Annotated in this window: 18 protein-coding genes; 1 reads left to right on the forward strand and 17 read right to left on the reverse strand. The window is 64.4% G+C overall.

What is annotated here, in order from left to right:
• Positions 1–271 precede the first annotated feature (271 nt).
• From JQ616_RS16205 to JQ616_RS16240, 8 genes are all read right to left on the reverse strand, one after another.
• On the reverse strand, positions 272–1,531 hold the full coding sequence (locus JQ616_RS16205) for a glycosyltransferase family 4 protein (protein ID WP_249136810.1): 1,260 nt from the start codon (positions 1,529–1,531) through the stop codon (positions 272–274).
• The gene (locus JQ616_RS16210) at positions 1,465–2,394 is read right to left on the reverse strand and encodes an NAD-dependent epimerase/dehydratase family protein (RefSeq protein WP_212015826.1); all 930 of its coding nucleotides are present in this window, start codon (positions 2,392–2,394) and stop codon (positions 1,465–1,467) included. The genes JQ616_RS16205 and JQ616_RS16210 overlap by 67 nt, the downstream gene beginning before the upstream one ends.
• A gap of 3 nt (positions 2,395–2,397) precedes the next feature.
• Positions 2,398–3,249 carry a class I SAM-dependent methyltransferase gene (locus JQ616_RS16215; RefSeq protein ID WP_212015827.1) on the reverse strand — a complete coding sequence of 284 codons (852 nt, stop codon included), beginning with the start codon at positions 3,247–3,249 and terminating at the stop codon, positions 2,398–2,400.
• Complete coding sequence (locus JQ616_RS16220; RefSeq protein ID WP_212015828.1) at positions 3,239–3,808, reverse strand: acyltransferase; 570 nt, start codon at positions 3,806–3,808, stop codon at positions 3,239–3,241. The genes JQ616_RS16215 and JQ616_RS16220 overlap by 11 nt, the downstream gene beginning before the upstream one ends.
• On the reverse strand, positions 3,805–4,647 hold the full coding sequence (locus tag JQ616_RS16225) for a methyltransferase domain-containing protein (protein WP_212015829.1): 843 nt from the start codon (positions 4,645–4,647) through the stop codon (positions 3,805–3,807). The genes JQ616_RS16220 and JQ616_RS16225 overlap by 4 nt, the downstream gene beginning before the upstream one ends.
• 146 nt (positions 4,648–4,793) lie before the next feature.
• Positions 4,794–5,888, reverse strand: coding sequence for a glycosyltransferase (locus JQ616_RS16230; RefSeq protein ID WP_212015830.1), 1,095 nt, complete (start codon positions 5,886–5,888; stop codon positions 4,794–4,796).
• Between the two features lie 3 nt (positions 5,889–5,891).
• Positions 5,892–7,730: an asparagine synthase (glutamine-hydrolyzing) gene (gene asnB, locus JQ616_RS16235; protein WP_212015831.1), complete on the reverse strand. Its 1,839-nt coding sequence runs from the start codon at positions 7,728–7,730 to the stop codon at positions 5,892–5,894.
• Positions 7,731–7,732: 2 nt separating this feature from the next.
• Positions 7,733–9,286 carry a lipopolysaccharide biosynthesis protein gene (locus tag JQ616_RS16240; protein ID WP_212015833.1) on the reverse strand — a complete coding sequence of 518 codons (1,554 nt, stop codon included), beginning with the start codon at positions 9,284–9,286 and terminating at the stop codon, positions 7,733–7,735.
• A gap of 301 nt (positions 9,287–9,587) precedes the next feature.
• Between JQ616_RS16240 and JQ616_RS16245 the strand changes: the two genes are divergently transcribed.
• Positions 9,588–10,781 (forward strand): CaiB/BaiF CoA transferase family protein, encoded by a 1,194-nt coding sequence (locus tag JQ616_RS16245; protein WP_212015835.1) that lies wholly within the window; start codon positions 9,588–9,590, stop codon positions 10,779–10,781.
• A gap of 79 nt (positions 10,782–10,860) precedes the next feature.
• Here the strand turns inward: JQ616_RS16245 and JQ616_RS16250 are convergent, their stop codons facing one another.
• The 9 genes from JQ616_RS16250 to JQ616_RS16290 all read right to left on the reverse strand — a co-directional run bounded on the left by JQ616_RS16250 (position 10,861) and on the right by JQ616_RS16290 (position 21,171).
• Positions 10,861–12,372, reverse strand: a complete 1,512-nt coding sequence (locus JQ616_RS16250) for a tripartite tricarboxylate transporter permease (protein WP_212015837.1) — start codon at positions 12,370–12,372, stop codon at positions 10,861–10,863.
• A gap of 23 nt (positions 12,373–12,395) precedes the next feature.
• Complete coding sequence (locus tag JQ616_RS16255) at positions 12,396–12,938, reverse strand: tripartite tricarboxylate transporter TctB family protein (RefSeq protein ID WP_212015839.1); 543 nt, start codon at positions 12,936–12,938, stop codon at positions 12,396–12,398.
• 76 nt (positions 12,939–13,014) lie between these two features.
• A complete protein-coding gene (mtnA, locus tag JQ616_RS16260; RefSeq protein WP_212015841.1) occupies positions 13,015–14,112 on the reverse strand; it encodes an S-methyl-5-thioribose-1-phosphate isomerase in 1,098 nt (365 codons plus the stop codon).
• Positions 14,109–14,984 carry an S-methyl-5'-thioadenosine phosphorylase gene (locus tag JQ616_RS16265; protein ID WP_212015843.1) on the reverse strand — a complete coding sequence of 292 codons (876 nt, stop codon included), beginning with the start codon at positions 14,982–14,984 and terminating at the stop codon, positions 14,109–14,111. The genes mtnA and JQ616_RS16265 overlap by 4 nt, the downstream gene beginning before the upstream one ends.
• 157 nt (positions 14,985–15,141) lie before the next feature.
• A complete protein-coding gene (locus tag JQ616_RS16270; protein ID WP_433995980.1) occupies positions 15,142–16,119 on the reverse strand; it encodes a Bug family tripartite tricarboxylate transporter substrate binding protein in 978 nt (325 codons plus the stop codon).
• A gap of 365 nt (positions 16,120–16,484) precedes the next feature.
• Entirely contained in the window at positions 16,485–17,282 is a 798-nt protein-coding gene (locus tag JQ616_RS16275; protein ID WP_212015848.1) for an enoyl-CoA hydratase/isomerase family protein, read from the reverse strand.
• 31 nt (positions 17,283–17,313) lie between these two features.
• Positions 17,314–18,513 carry a pyridoxal-phosphate-dependent aminotransferase family protein gene (locus tag JQ616_RS16280; protein WP_212015850.1) on the reverse strand — a complete coding sequence of 400 codons (1,200 nt, stop codon included), beginning with the start codon at positions 18,511–18,513 and terminating at the stop codon, positions 17,314–17,316.
• Between the two features lie 129 nt (positions 18,514–18,642).
• Positions 18,643–19,926 (reverse strand): MFS transporter, encoded by a 1,284-nt coding sequence (locus JQ616_RS16285; RefSeq protein ID WP_212015852.1) that lies wholly within the window; start codon positions 19,924–19,926, stop codon positions 18,643–18,645.
• A gap of 45 nt (positions 19,927–19,971) precedes the next feature.
• A complete protein-coding gene (locus JQ616_RS16290) occupies positions 19,972–21,171 on the reverse strand; it encodes a pyridoxal-phosphate-dependent aminotransferase family protein (protein WP_212015854.1) in 1,200 nt (399 codons plus the stop codon).
• Between the last annotated feature and the right edge of the window lie 111 nt (positions 21,172–21,282).

Raw genomic sequence — 21,282 nt, forward strand, 5'->3', positions numbered from 1 at the left:
AGCGAGAGCGTGAATAGTCCAAATGAGCTATCACGCTACGCAAATTTGACCCGACAGAAATCTGCCGAAACACTCGTGCGAAACTCGGAGCCAATAGTCACAGATCAGACAAGTTGATTGGCCGCAGTTCACAGATTGCAATGATGGAACCGACAATTTCGGTCATCGATGATCGGCATACCAGACCCCTGACCGGATTTCTCATTGACAGAGTTTGCAAACGTCGGGTTTACGACGTTGTACTCTGCCTGGGCTTCGGAGATCACGCCGCTCAGCTTCCGCGCTCGTCTTGCGGCAGCACACGAGTATCCCGACGAACCGTCTGCCGGACGGCGTCCGCAAAACTCGCCGCGAATGCACGGACGCGTTCGTCCTGATGCGGAACGACATTCCGAACCACGAGTCCCCGCGCCTCCTGCGAGGCTTGCATCAGGTGGTCTGCCAATGCATCGGGATCATCGACGCCGAAATAGCGGGCGGCACCCGAGGTCTGCTCCCGGTGCACGTCGATGTCGGACAGGATCATTGGAACACCGAATGACTTCGCTTCCTCGACGGTCGTGCTCCATCCCTCGAAGCGAGATGGGTTGAGCAGCGCGGTTGAGGCCCGCAGCAGCGCGTAGACATGCGGCAACGGGATCACGCCGAGATGCCGGAAATGCGCTTCGAGGCCGCGGTTTTTGATCTCGGAATTGACCAGATCATAATAGCCCGGCTCGCGCCGATCTTCCGTGCTGCCGGATGCGCAGACAACGACGTCGACCCCGCGCCGCTTCAGGATCGTCAAGGCGTCGACGACGAGTTGATGGTTCTTGTGGCGATAGAACTGATTGGGCAGATAGAAGTAGTTCTGCGGCAGGTTATGGGTCGCGATGACGTCCGACGGGTCCGTGTTCAGGAACGCAGCCGGTGGCTGAGTCGCGAAGCGGACGACGCTGACGCGGCTCCTAGCATGCGGGTAGTATGCCCTGAAATCGCGGAACGCGCTCTCGCTGCTCAGCATGATGCTTCGCCCGGACGCGATCTGAACGCGAAAGCCGATCTCGCGGCGCCAGCGTGCGGCCGTCGGAAACAGCTGAGGCAGCGACCGGTGTTGCAGATCCGGAATCCAGGCCACCGCCGGGATCGCCAGCCGCCAGCCGAAGAAGCGCGCGGCCTCGACGACGACATCGATGCGCGCCGTGCGAAACGCCGCCGCGGCTCCGCTGTCCAGACCAAGCCCGAGCGCGGCGGCGAGACCCGGCTGTCCGTCGAACGCTTCGGATCGCACAACCTCGACGCTCGGCACTGCGGCAAGCTCCGCGAGTTCATTTGCATCGGCCCCAGTCCCCGCAAAGACGACCGGAGTGAATTCGCCGGGCAGAAACCGGTCGAGCGCAGCAAACAGGTTGCGCTGATAATTAAACCCGCCGGCCCAAAGCCGTCGCGAAATGTGACCAAACGCGAACCGCAATGGGCGGGTCGTCACGAAGCATGTCCCTTGAACCAGGCCACATAGTCGGCAAGGCCCTGGTCGAGCGGAATGCGCCAATCGAATCCGATTCCGCGCAGCATCGCGTCGTCGGCCAACAGGCTCACGGGATCACCGGGCCGGCTGATGCCGGAGTGCCATACAACCGTGTTGCCGCCCCACTGCTTGACGAGGTGCGCTGCGATGTCGGCAACGCTCGTCCCGCGGCCTGAACCGCCATTGATGACCCGAAAGTTCTGCAGCGACGACGCTTCCGCGACATCGGCAAGCAGCCTTGCGACATCGCGAGCGTCGGTCCAGTCGCGGATTTCTTGACCGGTCCCGCCGAGCGTCAGCACCGTCTTCCCGGCCTCGAGCCGCGAGCAGATGTCCCACAGCAACTGCTTGCGCAGATTGGGGCCATAGACCGAAAACAGCCGCACGATCGTGCAATGCATGCCGAACGACTGCGCGTAGCTGCGACACAGCTGCTCCATCATGAATTTGTGCTGCCCATAGGGCGACATCGGCGTTGCGACGGCGGTCTCAGCGATCGGGCCGGCATGGTCGGCGCCATAAACGGCCGCGCTCGACGCCGCGATCACCGCGCAGTCAGGCGCGGACCCGCGCAGCCATTCGAGCAGCCGCGCCGTGCTCGCAACCGTCCGCGAAAAATCCTCGAACGGCCGCTCGATTGAGACACCGACGGATGAGCCACCGGCCAGATGAAAGACACGTGTCGGCAGCCCGTGCGCCGCCGCAAGCGCGTTGAGATTGGCCGCGTCGATCTCACCGTTGATCCAGCTCTGCAAGCCAAGCCGGCGGACTTCCGCTGCGTCGAGCGCGCCGTGGCCGACGCCATGCACCGCATGGCCCGCGCCTGCCAACTCATGCACGAGATGGCGGCCGATGAACCCGTTCGCGCCGGTGACCCAGACGATCATCGCTCAGGCCTTGTGACAGACAAAGGAGTACAGCCGGCCCGGCCGATTGTCGAAGCGTTCGGCCATCGACAGCAGCGAGCTGAACACCTGGCGGGACGCAAACGCGGTTCGCCACAGCGGCGCCACCGGAATCTTTTGCGACAATTTGGTCACGATCGCGGCCTTCAGAGTCTCCAGCGTATAGGGAAACAGGTTGATTGGGCTTTGCAGCGGCGCCAGCGTATCAATCTTCGAAAATCCGGCGGTGGCCAGCGCACCGGTATAGCGATCGAGCAAGAAGGCATGCTCGCCGCCGTAGAGATGATGCAGCGGATGCTGCGCAAGGAACTGCGGAAGATCCGCCTCCTTGCTGATGACATGCTCGCGCGCCGCGATCAGCACGCCGCCCGGCCGCAGCACGCGAAACATCTCCCGGCATGCGCCTTCGAGATCGCGCGTGTGATGCAGCACGGCACGGGCGAACACGACATCGAACGTCGCATCCGCGAATGGCAGCCGCTCGGAGAACTCCTCAACCACCTGGATCGGCAATTGCGCCTGTTGCGCCAGCGCCCGGATCGCCGCCCCGCCCACGATCGCGCTGGGATCCGGCTCGAGCGCCGTCACGGCAAAGCCGCTGCGGGCGAGCGCGTAGCTCGCAATGCCGCGACCGGCGCCGACATCGAGCGCGGTGCCGGATCGGCCAGCCAGCAGCGCGGCGACCGCCCGCCACTCGGAGCTCTGGAAATAACGTTCAGCGGCAGCGGCCAGCGGATCGTCGTAGAACGCATCGAGCACAAGCTGGTGCTGGTCGGGCTGATTGCGCAGCCAGACCACCGCTTCCTCCCAGGTGGTAAACTTGCGCTCACCGTTCATCAGCGCCAAGCTCCCTTACCAGCACGGCTGGATTGCCCGCGACGATCGAGAACGGCGCGACATCTCTTGTGACGACCGCGCCGGCCGCGACGATGGCGCCCTGCCCGACCGTCACCCCGCGCAACACCATCGCAGCCGCGCCGATCCAGGCATCATCGCAAATCCTGACCGGGCCCTCATCAAGCGAGATGTCGCTCGGATGGCCGCGCGTGAAAATCTGCTGCACCTGCCGGTGCCGCTCCCCTGCCCGCAGCGGATGCGTCAGGTTGTCGAACACATTGGCCGAATGCGAGATCAGCACGCGATTGCCGATCTCGATCGAGGCCGCCGACCAGATCCGGGTGCCCTCGCCGACATAGCACCATTCGCCGATCTTGATCTCCCCGCCATGTGCGAAGGTCAGGAGCTCGCCGAGGATGCGGCTGTTGCGACCGACGACGATCTTGTCGGCATCGCCGCGAATGTTCCTGATCCTGGCGGTGCTGCCGAGCGCCGCGTCGGCCTGCAGACGACAGGTCGGGCGACCGATCAGACGCTGGATCAGGTAATCGATATTCATGCGGTCAACTGCAGGCAGGCGACGGCGCGCGACGACGCCGCAAGGTCGTCGCCCTGCCCCTTGCCGGTATGGATGTCGAACACGGTCGCATTGGCGAGCGCCTCGGCGCTCTGGCGCGACCAGCCTTGCCGCGAATAGCCGAAATAGTCGACATGGTGCGATGTCGCGCCGAACGCCTCGATGATCCGCTCGATCATGGCGAGATCGAACACCTGATACCAACCGAGATTGTCGCGCTTGCCGAACGGCACGGAGATCAGGCAGGTCCCGCCGGGCTTGAGGATGCGCTTGAACTCCTTCACCGCCGGGACAAAGCCCTCCCGATCGGTCTCGGCATCACGCGGATCACCGGTGTACAGCATCTGATTGTCGAGCCCGATATGCTCGATCGTCGAAATGCTGGCGACCGTGTCGAACACCTGATCGCCGAACATTGTCTTGCGGAGATCGCCGAACACGTAGGAATAGCCATCATGCCAATAGCAACGCCGCTCCGGCGCCAGTGTCATGATGGTGAGATCCGCGCCGCGCAGCGGCGGACGTTGCAGCAGGAAGTCGTGGTTGAACGTCGATCCCGCGTCCAGCATCTTGCCGACATTGCTCAATCGGCCATAGACCCAGGGATATTCCACCACGCGTTCATCCATCGCGACGCCGTAGCCGGGCGGAAGCTCTTTCCCCGCCTGAAGCAGGCCGCCGTCGATCGCGGCCGTGATGGTGTCGCGTTTGACCGTCTGATAGCCCGGGCCAAACGGCCGCGGCCGCATCCTGAACAACGGCACGGCAAGCCCGTCGGCAACCCATTTCAGCTGATAGATCAAATCACTTGCAGACATCATTCCGGCCCGATCGCCCGCCCTCTGGCCGGCTCTGTGCCCCGTGTAGAGCCTTTTCCGTTCCGATGGAATCGGAACGGGGCTCTGGAATCTCGTTTTTACGCGTTTTCTTGACGCGAACCGGCACCACTTCGCTCGAAAACGCTCTGTTACGGCTCAATCCGCGCGACGAGATCGATAAACTGTGCCCATTGCGAGGCCTTGCTGTAGGTCTCCCGCACGCGGCTCCGGCCGGAGGCGGCAACCCCGGCCCATTGCGGCCAATCCTGCAGGCTGCTTGAAATCGCAGCGGCGGCCCTTTCTGGAGCATCATAGGTGCGCATTGTGACGCCGTCCTGCATCGCCTCCGGATAGTTGCCCGAATCCGACACCAGCAGTGACCCGCAGCCCATCGCCTCGAAGCAGCGCATGTTGCCGCGATCATTGCCGGCCATGTCGATGGCGCCGTTGAGCACGATCTTCGCTGATCCGAACAGCTCGTAGAGGTCCCTGCCGAACAGCGGCGTCCTTGCGATGCGCGCGATGACGTCGGGACGCCGGTGCTTCCCCAGCGGCAGCAATCGCCCGATCGCGCTTTCGGCTAGCCGCGTCAGCCGCGAGGCATCGAGGCAGAACACGATGTTGCGGTCAGCCGCCAAGGCCGCGACCTGCTCAAGCGTGCGGCCCCGCGCGCTATGATGCCGCGAATATCCGCCGACAAACGCCACGTCGATCGGCCGTTCGCCGTTGCCGTACTGCGCCATCACAGGATCGATCGCGGGAAAGAACAGCTCCGCCCGGCAGCCCTTGCCGCGCCACGCCTCAAGGATTGAGGGAAAGTTTCCAAGCACCGCGCCGTAAGCGCTCAGGTCGGCATTTCCCGAGGGCGCCGCGCGCCAGCACAGCGTCTTCTTCACACAGCCGGGAAGCTTGGCGACGAACGCACTGGGATAACGCACAGGATCGAGATTGTAGAACACCTCGGTTTTGTGATGCTCGATTTGCGCGAGCAAGATGGCTTCGAGCGTCGGCGTGCCCTGCATGCCTTGCTCGCGCGCCCACTGGCGCTGCAGCACTTCGTCGTCGGCATTGGTGAAGAAGGCTTCAGGTGCGCCGTCAAGCACAGGCTTGAGGAAATGCGCCGCGCCAAAGCGATCATGCAGAAAGGCGTCGCGGCGCGCCGCGAAGGTCGATGCCTTCGCCGCGAGCTGGTTCAGCCGCGGCAGGTATGACGGATAGAGACCGCTATTCTGAAACAGACGCATCGGTTACGCGGTCCTTGCCAACATCCATTTCATGTTCAGATACGGCCAGATCCGGCCGACGGATTCCCAATCCCAGCTTTGCGACGCCGTCATGCGGCCGACCGCCTTTCGCAGCGGCGCCTCGTCGACGAATTCGGCAAATGCCGGGACCTTCCGATCGAGCAGCTCCGCGGTCCAGCCCGCCAACGGTCCGTTGAGCCACTCCGGCATTGGCGAATTGAACCCGACCTTGCGGCGCGCGGTGCGGATGCTTTCGGGCATCAAATTCGCCATCGCCTGCCGCGCCACCACCTTGGTCATGCCATCGGCCGATTTGCTGGTTTCCGGCAGCGCCATCGTATAGGTCACCAGCCGCCAGTCCATGAACGGCATGCGGACCTCGATCCCGTGCGCCATCGAAAGCCGGTCGAAATTGCGCAGGATGGTCGGCAGCGTGGTCGAGTGGAACATCCGGTAGAGACGCCGGTTCAGCGCGCCCCATGTGTTCGGCAACGCGTCATCCTCGGCGACCAGCGGCAGCGGCGCCGGCATCGCCGTCAGGCCTCCGCGCAGGAAATAGTGCCCCTGGCGCCTGATCATCTGCGCCCGCAGCAGATCGATGCCGCGCTGCGCGAGTTGCGATCGTGATGTGAGCGCGGCCGCAGCGTTGCGGATTTTGAATGCGGCCGACTTCCCTTCCTGCAGGTAGGCGCCCATCAATTCGTCTGCGCCGTGGCCGTCAAGCGAGACGGTGACGTTCTGGCGCCGCAGCTCGCGATAGATCAGCCACGGTGCGCTCGGCAACCCGATATAGACGTCGTCATTGTCATCAAGGATGCGATCAAGGTCGGTGAGCGCGTCGGAGCGCCCGATCTCGAGAAAGCTCGGCGCCACATTGGCCCACGCGGCCGCCTGCTCCGCCATCGGCCGCTCGTCATTGCTGGCGCCAGGAAAGGTCGCGACAAAGGCGTGCCGCCAGGCGGTCGAGTCACGCGGCCCCATGCCGGCCTTCTCATGGCTCGCCATGGCGCAGATCACCGCGGACGAGTCGAAGCCACCGGACAGGCAGGTCCCGATCGGAACGTCGCTGCGCATGCGCAAGGCAACGGAATCCTGAAACAGCTCGCGAAAGCGCGCGACGCGTTCGGCTTCGCTGGTCGGGATCGCAGACAGATGATCCACGGTCCGCCACCAGCGCCGCACCTGCGCCCGCCCCTGACGCAGCCACATGCAGTGGCCGCCCTGCAGGCGGCGGAGTTGCGAGAACAGTGTCCGCTCGCTGCCTTCGATGCCGAATGGATCAAGCAACAGCCGCCGCGCCACATCGACGTCGAGCGACGTCTCAACCAGCCCGCTCCGCGCCAGCGCGCGCTGCTCGGATGCGAACACGAACCGCTCGGACGACAGCGCGTACAGCATCGGCTTGATGCCGAAACGGTCGCGCGCAAGGAACAGATCATCCGTGACCGTGTCATAGATCGCCAGCGCCCACATGCCGTTGAAGCGCAGCAGCATGTCTTCGCCCCACGCCTGCCAGGCAGCGAGGATCACTTCGGTGTCGGACTGGCTGCGGAACACCGCGCCCTTCGCCTCGAGCTCGCGGCGCAGCTCGAGGAAGTTGTAGATCTCACCATTGTAGACGATCACATGGCGGCCATCGCCCGATGCCATCGGCTGATAGCCGCCCTCGCCGGGATCGATGATGGCTAGCCGGCGATGGCCGAAGGCAACGTTTCGCTTGGCATTGAACCAGGTGCCTTCGCCGAACGGCCCGCGATGCGCGATCAGGCTGGTGAGCCGCGAGATCTCGGCCGGCTCCACGGGATTGCCCCGGAGATTGACGATGCCTGCGATACCACACATGTCTAGGCGGCCTTGAAGGGCAAGAAGCGGGTGATGATGATGCGGAGATCCCGCCAGCAGACGGCGCGATAGGGACCCAGCTGCGACACGGCGACAGCAGCGACAAAGATCACCGCCGCCGATACCCCGTAGAGCGACACCACATACCACCATGACGGCGCCTGGTCGAATGACACATGGCCAAGCTGCGAGCGCAGCGCCAGCGCTATGGCGACACCGGTGCCGAGCGGGATCAGGACGAAGTGCAGCATCCGTGACCACATCCCCGAAAGCCTGAAGGTCCGCCGCAACAGCAGCACCGTGATCGCCATCTGCGCGGCCATGCCGACACAGGAGCTCCAGCCGGCGGCCTGCCAGCCGAAATACGGCAGTGCGACGGCGCTGGTCGCCAGCGTGAAGACGCCCGTGACGAGCGAGATCAGCGCGTTGTAGCTGGAGCGCCCCTGCGACAACAGATAGTACGCGAACACATTGGCGCTCGAGCCCAAGATCCCGCTGATCGCAAGCACCACCAGCACCAGTTGCGCCTCGGCGGCGACCTCGGCACCGGTCCATCGATACAGCAATGCACCCGCGACCGGGATCAGGCCGCCGAGCGCGCTGGCGGCCAGCACGTTGAGAATCCAGGACGAGCGCAACAGCAGGTCGACCTTGCGATCATCGTCTTCCTTTTGCAGCGTGCTGAAGAACGGGAACAGGATCTCGCCGATCTTCAAGACGCCGATGTAGACCGCCTCCTCCAGCCGCTGCGCGACACTGTAGAAGCCGACGAATTGCGGCTGCAGCAGCGCGCCGAGCAGATAGCGGTCCGCCTGGCCTGCGAACAGCGCGCCGCTTTGTGCCGCGACCTGCCAGCCGCCGAGCTTGACCAGTGCACGCAGCGCGCCGCGATCGAGCGCCGGTCGTGCCAGCCAGTCACTGATCGCGTGTCGCGACCAGGCGAACGCCATCACGAGATTGGTCGCGAAGCCCAAAGCCTGACAGCCGAGGAAGGTCGAGGCGCGCGGCGCGTATGGGATCAACAGCAGCATCGACATCGTCGTCACCACCGTGCCGGTGATGCTGATCGACGCGATCCGCCGGTAATCCTGACGCGCCGTGAACAGCGAGAGGAACACCGCGAACAGGCACTGGCACAGCCAGCCGGCGCCGGCCAAGGCGAAGGCAAGCCTGAGATCGTCGCCGGCCGGGCCGCCGAGGTGAAATCCCAGTCGCGCCAGCGGCGCGCCGGCAAGGATCAGCACGACCGCGATCAGGCCGCCGACGGCGATGGCGAGCGCAAGGGCGGTCGCGAAGAAGCGCCGCGCCGCCTCGCGGTCTGATGGTTCCAGCCGCTGCGCAAGCTCGCGCGCCGTCGAAAGACCCAGCGCATTGCTGAACATCAGCGCCGGCGCGACACAGGCCGTCACCAGGCCCGCAACACCAAACGCGGCAAGCCCGAGCCGGAAAATCACGAACGGGAGAATTGCCAGATTGAGCAGCACCGCGACCGCAAAGGCGGTCGCGTTCCACGCCGAATTGCCGAGCAGATGGGACGGACCTCTCTTCACTGCCATGTCCGCTTTCGGTCCATCACGTCGAAACGCCTCAAGTCCCTCTTCCATAAGGGCAAAACTCAATCGGTCGGGCGACGGGCTAGCAGCCAGCACAGCGCTTGTCGAGAGTTGGCGGACGGCGGACCGGCGCACAGGTGTGGGCAGGTCCGAATCGCGCCGCACGCAGAGTCGGTCTTCGCGGAACCGTGACTGTTCGTTTCCGCACGTTGTTATCCGGGTAACAGTTGGAAAGGCCTGCCAAATTGTCTATGGCAGATAAGCAATAGCCCCCACAGCGGCCCGCCAAACAAGAGGTGTCTCAATGCCCTTTCCCCGCGCATCCCAAGCCCTGTCCCGCTTCACCGTGCTGGACTTGACCCGGGTCCGCTCCGGGCCGACCTGCGTGCGCCAGCTCGCCGACTGGGGTGCCAATGTGATCAAGATCGATGCGCTGCTGGAAGACGGCGGCGGCGAGCAGCCGGGCGGCCCCCGCGGCGGCTCCGATTTCCAGAACCTGCATCGCAACAAGCGCGCCATGACGCTGAACCTGAAGGACCCCAAGGGGCTCGAGGTGTTCAAGCGGCTGGCCGAGCAGGCCGACGTCATCGTCGAGAATTTTCGGCCGGACGTGAAGGGCAAGCTCGGCATCGACTATGAGAGCATCCGCAAGATCAATCCCAGGATTGTCTATGGCAGCATCTCCGGCTTCGGCCAGGACGGACCCTATCACAAGCGCCCGGGCTTCGATCAGATCGCGCAGGGCATGGGCGGCCTGATGTCGGTGACCGGCGCGCCCGGCGAAGGCCCGATGCGGGTCGGCATTCCCGTCGCCGACCTCACCGCGGGCCTGTTCTGCGCGATCGGCATCCTCACCGCGCTGCTGGAGCGCGACGTCTCCGGCGAAGGCCAGTGGGTGCAGACCTCGCTGCTGCAGGCGCAGATCTTCATGCTGGATTTCCAGGCGGCGCGCTGGCTGATGGAGAAGGAAGTCGCCAAGCAGGCCGGCAACAACCATCCGACCTCGATCCCGACCGGCGTGTTCAAGACCTCCGACGGCTACATCAACATCGCCACCACAGGCGGGCGGATCTGGGAGCGCTGCGCCCAGGCGATCGGCGCGCCCGACCTGGTCACCGATCCCGACTATGCCACCGCGCCGGCGCGCTCGAAGAACCGCGACGCGCTGAATGCGCGGATCAACGCGCTGACCGAGAAGAAGTCGACCGAGACCTGGGTGCAGGAGCTCAACGCCGCCGGCGTGCCGTGCGGACCGATCTACTCGATCGACCAGATGTTCGAGGACGCCCAGGTCAAGCATCTCGGCATGGCCCAGCACGTGCCCAACGACGAGAACCGGCAGATCCAGCTGGTCAGCCAGCCGGTGACGCTGTCGCGGACGCCGAGCAAGATGGTGGCGCGACCGCCGGAATTCGGCGAGCAGACCGAGGAACTGCTGGCCGAATTCGGCTTCGGCAGCGACGAGATCGCCGAGCTGCGCCAGCGCAAGGTCGTCTAGAACTCCGTTCCGATCAAATCGGAACGGCGTTTTCTTCACGCGAACCGGCGTCCACTCCGCTCGAAAACGCCCTGGAACCTCACGCCTTTGCCGGCCGCAGCAGACGCGCGACGCCGGCAAAGGCCCGATCGATCACCGGCCAGAACAGCAGCACGATCGCCAAGGTCGTGATGCTGCCGACGAGACCGTTCGACCAGAACACCTTCATGTCGCCGCCGGAGCCGATCATCGAGAGCCGGAACGCGTCTTCGGCGCGGCTGCCGAGCACCAATGCGAGCGTGAATGGCGCAAGCGGAATCCCGATCTTCTTGAAGACATAGCCGACGACGCCGAAGCCCAACATCAGCCAGATGTCGAACATCGCATTCTGGATCGCGTAGGCGCCGATTGCGCAGGACACCACGATCATCGGCGCCACGGCCGCGAACGGCACGCGCAGGATCGAGGCGAAGATCGGCACCGTGGTCAGCACCAGCACGAGACCGACGACATTGCCGAGATACATCGAGGCGATCAGGCCCCAGACGAAATCCTTGTGCTCGACGAACAGCAGCGGCCCCGGATTGAGGCCCCACACCATCAAGCCGCCGAGCAGGATCGCCGCGGTGCCCGAGCCGGGAATGCCGAGCGCGAGCATCGGCAGCAGCGCCGAGGTGCCCGAGGCGTGGGCGGCAGTCTCCGGCGCGAACACACCCTCGATGCGGCCCTTGCCAAAACTTTCCTGGTCCTTGGAAAAGCGCTTGGCAAGATTGTAGCCCATGAAGGAGGCCGCGATCGCGCCGCCCGGCGTAATGCCGAGCCAGCAGCCGATCACCGACGAGCGCAGCAGCGTCACCCAGTATTTCGGCAGGTCCTTCCACACCGACAGCACCACGCGCAGCGAGATGCCGGCGGCGTGTCCGCGCAGTGCCAGGCGCTCCTCCATCGTCAGCAGGATCTCGCTGATGCCGAACAAGCCGATCACGGCGACGAGGAAGTTGATGCCGCGCAGCAGCTCCGCGGAGCCGAAGGTCATGCGGAGCTGACCGGACACCGTGTCCATGCCGACGCCGGCGAGCAAAAGCCCGAGCGACATCGAGATGACGGTCTTGTGCTTGGCTTCGCGGCCGAGGCCGACGAACGAGCAGAACGTCAGCAGGTAGACGGCGAAGAATTCCGGCGGGCCGAACTTCAGCGCGAATGACGAGATCATCGGCGCCAGGAAGGTGATCAAGAGCACCGCGACCAGCGAACCGATGAACGACGAGGTGAACGCCGCGGTCAGCGCTTCGGCCGCCCTGCCCTGCTGCGCCATCGGATAGCCGTCGAAGGTGGTCGCAACCGACCAGGCTTCGCCGGGGATGTTGAACAGGATCGAGGTGATGGCGCCGCCGAACAGCGCACCCCAGTAGATGCAGGACAGCATCACGATGGCGGATGTCGGGTCCATCGTGAAGGTCAGCGGCAGCAGGATCGCGACGCCGTTCGGACCGCCAAGGCCCGGCAGCACGCCGACGAAGATGCCGAGCACGAGGCCGACCATCATCAACAGCAACGTCTTCCACGTCAAAAGGACGGCGAAGCCGTGCAGCAGGAGACCGAAGGCTTCCATGTTCCGAAATCCTGTCGGTTAGCTCAGTAACCGAAGGCCGCTTCGAGCGGCCCCTTCGGCATGATGACGTCGAATGCGATGTCGAAGGTCACGAACATCACGGCGGTGAAGATGAAGGCGGTCAGCAGCGACTTCCACAGCGCGATCTTGCCGACCAGGCGCATGAAGCCCGCGATCAGGAGAAAGCTCGCGACGTAGAGGCCGAGATACTGGGTCGCGAGGCAGAACAGGAATGTCGGCACGAACACCGCCATCACCCGCCGCAGTTGGGCGCGGGTGACGAAGGTCTCGGCGGCTTCCCGGCGCGACACGAAGGCCGCGCCCAGGCCATAGAGGCTGGCGGCGCCGAGGATCACCGAAAGATAGAACGGAAAATAGCCCGGTTGCGGCCCGGTCGAATCCCACGAGGCGCCGGTGCGCCAATTGTCCCAGCCGAGCACGAGAGCGAGCGCAAGCAGGAGCAGCGAGACGACGACGTCGACGACGCCGGTGGAGACGACGGCGGGGGAATTCTCTTCAGGCGCGGTCGGATCGTCGACGACGATCTCAAGTTCGGTGTTGGACATGGACGAGACGGTCTGGGTTGCGAGGGCAACGATGGGGATAGCGCGCAGATACAATCACCGTCAATGCAGCCTTCAGCTAACTGGATCGTTCGGGAAACGCGCTCGCAAGTGCAGCACGATTCGCGTCGAGCACACCGCGCTCGGTGATCAATCCCGTCACCAGCCTTGCCGGCGTGACATCGAAACCAAAATTGGCGACAGAAGAGCCGTCCGGAACCACGCGCACGGTTTCGATCCGTCCATCCGCCGTACGCCCGGTAAGGTGCGTGACCTCGCTGGCCGCACGCTGCTCGATCGGAATCTGCCTGATGCCATCGTCGATACTAAAGTCGATGGTCGGCGACGGCAGCGCGACATAGAACGGCACGCCATTGTCGTGCGCCGCGAGCGCTTTGAGATAAGTCCCGATCTTGTTGCAGACGTCGCCATTGGCGGCGACGCGGTCAGTGCCGACGATCGCCAGATCAACCATGCGATGCTGCATCAGATGGCCGCCCGTGTTGTCGGGGATTACGGTGTGCGGCACGCCGTGGTGGCCGAGCTCCCAGGCGGTGAGCGAGGCGCCCTGATTGCGCGGCCGGGTCTCGTCGACCCAGACATGGACCGGGATACCGCGATCATGCGCCTGATAGATTGGTGACGTCGCCGTTCCCCAATCGACGGTTGCAAGCCAGCCGGCATTGCAATGCGTCAGCACGTTCACCGGCTCGCCCGGCTTCTTGGTCGCGGCGATCTTTTCGATCAGGCCGAGACCATGGCGGCCGATGTCGCGGTTGATCTCGACATCCTCATCGGCGATCTCGCGGGCGCGAGCATAGGCCGCTTCGGCGCGGGCCGAAGCGGCGAGCGGCGCGAGCGCGCGCTGCATCTCGTCAACCGCCCATTTCAGATTGATCGCGGTCGGCCGGGTCGCCGCCAGCATCTTGCCGGCGCGGTCGAGCGCGGCGTCGGAGGCATCGGCGCGCATCGCCAGCGCCATGCCATAGGCGGCGGTCGCGCCGATCAGCGGCGCGCCGCGGACCAGCATCGAGCTGATCGCCTCGCCGGCCTCGTCCGCCGTCGTGACTTTTGCAATGATGAACTCATGTGGCAATCGTCGCTGATCGATTGCACCGACGGACCAGCCGTCGGGTTCGAGCCAGATGCTGCGGAAATGGCGTCCGTCCACTTTCATGTGCGCAAGACCCTTCCGGCGACTGCGTCGAGCTTGGCAAGCAGCTGCGGATCGCGGGCCGCAGCTGCCGTGATCAACGCGGTGTCCAGCGCGCGATCCGAGCCGATCGGACAGAGCTCGTGCTCGCGCGGGAAATCCCGCGCCAGCCGCGCGACCAGCGCCTTGGCCTTCTCGGCGTTCGAATTCAGCACGCGGATGATATCCTGCACCGTCACGGCATCATGCGCCGGATGCCAGCAGTCGAAATCGGTGACCATCGCCACGCTGGCGTAGCAGATCTCGGCTTCGCGGGCGAGCTTGGCTTCCGGCATGTTGGTCATGCCGATCACCGAATAACCCTGCGCCTTGTAGGTCAGACTTTCCGCCAGCGACGAGAATTGCGGGCCTTCCATGCACAGATAGGTGCCGCCGCGCGCAAACGCGATACGCTCGGCTTCGGCCGCGGCCGCAAGATGCTTCACCAGCAACGGCGATACCGGATGCGCCATCGAGACGTGCGCGACACAGCCCTTGCCGAAGAACGAGCTCTCGCGCTTGTGGGTGCGATCGACGAACTGGTCGACCAGCACGAAGGTGCCCGGCGGCAGCTCTTCCTTGAACGAGCCGCAGGCGGACAGCGCGATGAGGTCGGTCACCCCCGCCCGCTTCAGCACGTCGATATTAGCGCGATAATTGATGTCGGACGGCGACAGCGCGTGTCCCGGGCCATGCCGCGGCAGGAACACGATCGGCAATCCGGCCATCTCGCCACGGCGCAGCGTCGCTGACGGTTCGCCCCAGGGGCTCGTGATCGCCTCGTCGCGGACATTTTCCAGGCCCGGCAAGTCGTAGATGCCGGATCCGCCGATAATTCCGAGAACGGCTTTGGTCATGATCGGTCCTCACGCTCCCGCAACGGCGGCGGCATCATGCGGCGCAATATCGATGCCGCCGCCGCACGATGCAAGGCGTTTCCGAACGGAAGGTAAAGCATGCCCTGCGGCCGCCGACACATCCCGGTCGATGCATGTGTCGGCGCCAGTGGCAGACCTATTTCGCGACAAAACCCGCCGCGTTCATCAGCGCGGCATTCTGCTTGTCGTCATCCTCGAGGAATTCGACCATGTCCTTGCCGGTGAGGAAGATCGGCTTCAACGCCTGCTTCTCCATGTAGTCCTTGTATTCAGCCGTCTGCGTCACCTTCTGGAACAGGTCGACGTAGAATGCCTGCTGCTCCTGGGTGACCTTGCCCGGCAGGAACATCGCGCGCAGCATCAGATACTGCACGTCCAGCCCCTCCTCCTTGCAGGTCGGGATGTCGTTCCAGGATTGCGTGTCGGTGACCTTGGTCTTGTAAGAAATCCGCTCCTTGTCGAACACGCAGAGCGCGCGAACCTGTCCGGCGCGCCAGACTTCGAGGTTCTCGCTGGGATTGTTGACGTTGGATTCGGTGTGGCCGCCGACCAACTGGGTCGCGGCCTCGCCGCCGGATTTGTACGGCAGATAGGAGAATTTCGCGCCGGTCTTCTGCTCCATGAACACGGTCAGCACGTGGTCCTCGCGCTTGGAGCCGGTGCCGCCCATCTTGAACGGCGCGCTCGCTGCCTTGGCGGCATCGATGAACTCCTTCACGGTCTTCGGACCCGACGCGTTGTCCCACAGCACGAACTGGTCGAGCGCAATCACCGACACCGGCGTCAGGTCGCGCCAGTTGAACGGGATCTTGGCCGACAGCGGCAGCATGTAGATCAGCGAATAGGCGATCAGCACCTTGTTGGGATCGCCCTCGCTGGACTTCATGTACATCAGCGCTTCCGCACCCGACGCACCGCCCTTCAGCGACACCACCATCGGCTGCTTCATCAGATTATTCTTCTGGATCGCCGCCTGCATCATACGCGCCATCTGGTCGGAGGCGCCGCCGGCGCCGGCCGCAACCACGATCTCGACCGGCTTGCTCGGCTCCCAGCCGGCAAACGCCGGCGTGCTCAGCAAGAGGGCCGCGATTGCAGCCGTGGTTTTTACAATCTGTCCCACGTGTTTCTTCCCTATCTATTTGTTCGGCTTGGCAAAACCTGCGTAGCGGAGAGCTCGCGGCATTGTGCCGAGAATAAGGGTGAGTTCAAGCCGCGAACTGCCGCATGGCGTATGACTTTGGAATGAGGTGGGCGCGTCATTGCGAATGGAGTCTCACTGGCGCGGCATACACCATCGTCGTCCCGGCCTTCGCCGGGACGACAGCGAGTATGTTGCGCGGCCGATGGGCCGTACATCCGCATTCTCGCGACATGAATCGTCCGAGTCTTGCTGCCTTACGCCGTGCTTCGCAGGCCCCGGAATGACGACGGAGAACTCGTTTAGCGAGCCTCCGCCTCCCAAGCCTCTCGCAGCCGCTACTTGCCCTTGAAGTTCGGCGCGCGCTTGTTGAGGAAGGCGTCCATGCCTTCGCGGAAATCCTCGCTCATATAGGCGCGCAGGATCAGGTCTTCGCCTTCCTCGCGCGACAGCGTGCGGCGGATGCGGCGCACCGCTTCCTTGGTCACCTCGAGCGTGATCGGCGCATGGCCGGCGACGAGCTTCGCCGTCTCGGTGGCGCGGCGCTGCAAGGTCTCCACGTCGGGAACGACTTCGTTCAACAGCCCGAGCGCCAGCGCTTCCGGCGCCTCGACCAGGCGCGCCTTGAAGATCAGGTCCTTGGTCCGCGCCGGACCGATCAGCGACACCAACCGCGAGATGTTCGACATCGACAGGCAGTTGCCGAGCGTGCGCGCGATCGGGAAGCCGATCCGTGTCGCCTCGGTGCCGATGCGAATGTCGCAGCAGGCAGCGATTCCGGCGCCGCCGCCGGTGCAGGCGCCGGCGATCGCCGCGATCACAGGCACGCGGCACTGTTCGAGCGTTCCCAGCACGCGGTCGATCCGCGCCTCATAGTCGAGCGCATCCTGGGCGGTCTTGAACGCCCGGAACTGCGAGATGTCGGTGCCCGAGGCGAACGCCTTGTCGCCGGCACCGGTCATGATCAGCGCCTTGATCGAGTGATCCTGATTGATGCTCTCGCAGATCGAAGCCATCTGCTCGTACATCGCAAAGGTCAGCGCATTGCGCGCCTGTGGCCGGTTGAACGTGATGCGCGCGATCCCGTCCTCGACGGAATAGATCAGGTCTTCGGTCGAAGTGACGGGCGCGTTCATGTCTCGCTCTTTCTGTTCTTGATGCAAATTGCTAGGCGACGGCAGCTTTCGGCGTGTGCGCAGCCGCGTGGTCCTTGAGGACCTCCATCGCGGCCTGCGCGCCGCCAGCGCGATGCGGCACCTTGGCGAGATCGAGACCCATCTCGACGCCGGACAGCGTGCCCATCAGCATCAGGTCGTTGAAATGGCCGATATGGCCGATCCGGAACACCTTGCCCTTGACCTTGTTGAGGCCGGTGCCGAGCGACATGTCGAAATTATCCAGCACGACCTTGCGGAAGTGGTCGGCGTCATGGCCGTCAGGCACGCGCACCGCGGTCAGCGCCGGCGAATGCGCGCCCTGCTCCTGGCACTGCGTCTCCAGGCCCCAGACCTTGATCGCGGCGCGGGTCGCTTCGCTGTGGCGCTTGTGGCGGGCGAACACGTTATCGAGCCCCTCTTCCTCCAGCATCTTGACGGCTTCGCGCAGGCCGAACAGCAGGTTGGTGGCGGGGGTGTAGGGCCAGGTGCCGGCCTTGTTGATGTTGATGACTTCCTGCCAGTCCCAATAGGAGCGCATGCCCGGATTGGCCTTGGCCACCGCCAACGCCTTCTCCGACACGGCATTGAAGCCGAGGCCGGGCGGCAGCATCAGCCCCTTCTGGGAGCCGGCGATCGAGACATCGATGCCCCAGGCGTCGTGCTCATATTCGAGCGAGCCGAGGCCGGAGATGGTGTCGACCATCAAGAGCGCCGGGTGCTTCAGCGTATCGAGGATCTTGCGCACGTCGCGCGGATAGGTGACGCAGGCGGTCGAGGTCTCATTATGGACCACACAGACCGCCTTGATCTTGTGCGCCTTGTCGGCGGACAGCCTGGCCTCGATCTGCTCGAGGTCGGCACCATGGCGCCAGTCGCCGGCAATGAAATCGACGTCGAGCTTGAACTTGTCGGCAATGCCGTGCCACAGCATGGCGAACTGCCCGGTCTCGCACATCAGCACCTTGTCACCGGGCTGCAGCGTGTTGACGATCGCGGCTTCCCAAGCGCCGGTCCCCGACGAGGGATAGATGATCACCGGCTGCTTGGTGCGGAACACCCGCTGCATCGCCGAAAGCACGGCAAAACCGATCTCGGCGAATTCGGCGCCGCGATGATCCATGGTCGGCATGTCCATCGCCCGCAAGACTCGGTCCGGCACGTTCGTCGGTCCCGGAATCTGCAGAAAATGCCTTCCAGTATGCACGGTCATGAGCGTCCTTCCCGGTCTTGCCTTGGTCTTGGTAAGCCGCTCGCATATCACTATTCGCCGGGTTTGTCCTAGGCCCGGCGGGGGTCCGTCATGCATATCTGAAGGCGCTCGGCCGGAGCCGGCAGCGCCTCATTCGGCAGGCACCACCTTTCCCGGCGCGGCCAGCTCGCCGGTCTCCTCGAACGGCCGCTCGGGATGCATCAGGAACGCCGAGAAGCCGCCGAGCAGCAACAGGCCCATCGACATCAGGAACGGCAGGTACCAGTTGCCGGTGGCATCGATCACGAAGCCGGCAACCAGCGGCGAGACGATGGCCGCGAAGGCCGAGCCGGTGTTCATCAGCCCCGCGGCGGTGCCGGAATATTTCGGTGCGATGTCCATCGGGATCGACCACATCGGGCCGATCACGAGCTCGGCGCAGAAGAAGCCGGCCGACAGGCAGATCGCGACCACCGTGATGTCGTGAACGAACAGGATCGGCATCAGCGACAGCAGCGCGCCGGCGAAGCCGACGATGGTCACGCTGAGCCGCGCCAGACGCACATTGCCCGTGCGTTCGAGGATGCGGTCGGAGATGACGCCGCCGATGCTGTCGCCGATCACGCCGGCAAAGAACACGCCGGATGCGAACAGCGCCGAGTTCTTCAGATCGAGGCTGTAGTTGTTCTTGAAGAACAGCGGCAGCCAGTTGAGATACAGCCACAGGCACCAGCCGTAGCAGAAATAGGTCAGGGTCACCGGCCACATCCGTTGCAGCAGCGGTCCCCACGGCACCTTCGGCCGCTCTCCTTTCGGCCGCGGCGGCAATGTCGCGAGCTCGGCCGCGGTGATCGCGCCATGGTCGCGCGGCTCGTTGCGGAAGTACCAGACCCACACGATGCCCCAGATCAGGCTGACGAAGCCGAGCGCGATGAACGCGCCGCGCCAGGTCAGCCAGAGGATCAGGAGCGCGACAACCGGCGGGGTGATGGCATTGCCGAGCCGCGCGAAAGAATGCGTCAGGCCCTGCGCGAAGCCGCGCCGGTTGGCAGGCGTCCAGTACTGCATGGCGCGCGTCGCGGTCGGGAACGTCGCGCCTTCGCCGAACCCCAGCGCAAAGCGCGCGACGAACAGCGCGGCAAGACCATGGACGAAGCCGGTCATGATGGTCGCCGCAGCCCAGATCATGCCGCACCAGAACAACGTCTGGCGCGGCCCGAACCGATCGCCCACCCAGCCGCCGATCACCTGGAACAGCAGATACGGATAGGCGAAGGCCGAGAACACCAGACCGAGCTGGGTATTGGAAAGACCCAGCTCCTTCTGGATATCGCCAGCCGCGGTGCCGATGTTCACCCGGTCCACATAGGTGATGAAATACATCACGCAGAGCATGGCCAACACGACATGGGTGGCCTTGAACCGAAGCCTCATATCCCCTCCCCTCCGTGATTTTTCTGAGTTCGTTGACGCCGGCTGCTACGTGCCGACGACTTTCAGATGCGACGCGTTGCGCTGATCGCGCTGCTCCAGCAGCCGCATCGCCGCCTCGACACCACCGGAGCGGTGCGGCACGCCGGTGATCGACAATCCCATCTCGACGCCGGTGAGCGCGCCGAGCAAGGTCAGCTCGTTGCACTCGCCGAGATGACCGATGCGGAACACCTTGCCGGCGACCTTCGACAGGCCGGAGCCGAGCGACATATTGAAGTTTTCGAGCACGACCTGGCGATACTGATCGGCGTCATGGCCGGGCGGCATCAACACCGCAGTCAGCACCGGCGAGAACTCCGAAGGCTCCTGGCACAGCACCTCGAGCCCCCATTGGTTGACCGCGGCTCGCGTTGCGGCGGCCAGCCGCTGATGGCGGGCGAACACCTTGTCGAGCCCCTCCTCCAGCAGCATCGCGATCGCCTCGCGCAGCCCGTAGAGCAGGTTCGTCGCCGGCGTATAGGGGAAGAAGCCCTTGGCGTTCGGCTTCAGCATCTCCTCCCAGTCGAAATAGGAGCGCGGCATTTTGTTGCTGCGCGACGCGGCGCGGGCCTTGTCCGAGATCGCGTTGAAGCCGAGGCCGGGCGGCAGCATGAAGCCCTTCTGCGAGCAGCTGACGCTGACATCGACCTTCCACTCGTCGTGCCGGTAATCGACCGAACCCAGCGAAGAGATGGTGTCGACCATCAGCAGCGCCGGATGCGACGTGCGATCAATGGCGGCGCGGATATCCGCGATCCGGCTGGTCGCACCGGTCGAGGTCTCGTTGTGGACCACCATCACCGCCTTGATGCTGTGCGCGGTGTCGGCTGCGAGCTTGGCCTCGATCTGGGCGGGGTCGGCGCCGCGGCGCCAATCGCCGGGGACGAAGTCGACCTCGATGCCGAAGCGGCCGGCGAGCTGGCGCCACAGCGTGGCGAAGTGGCCGGTCTCGACCATCAACACCTTGTCGCCGGGCGACAGCGTGTTGACGATCGCGGCTTCCCACGCGCCGGTGCCCGACGACGGGAAGATCACCACCGGGCCTTTGGTCTGGAAGATCCTGGCGCTGCCCTCCAGCACCGTCCGGCCGAGCTCGCCGAATTCGGCACTGCGGTGGTCGATGACCGGCATGTCCATCGCGCGAAGAATGCGATCCGGGACCGGGCTTGGCCCGGGAATCTGCAGAAAATGGCGCCCTTGATGCATGAGATCCTCCTAATCGCCGGATTTCGACCCTTCGGCCTCCATTTTTGCATTCATTTTTTGTCTTTTCAATCCAAATTTGGTATTCGATTGTGGAGATCGACGCGACCGCGC

The organism is Bradyrhizobium tropiciagri (genome assembly GCF_018130545.1).
GTDB lineage: Bacteria > Pseudomonadota > Alphaproteobacteria > Rhizobiales > Xanthobacteraceae > Bradyrhizobium > Bradyrhizobium tropiciagri_A.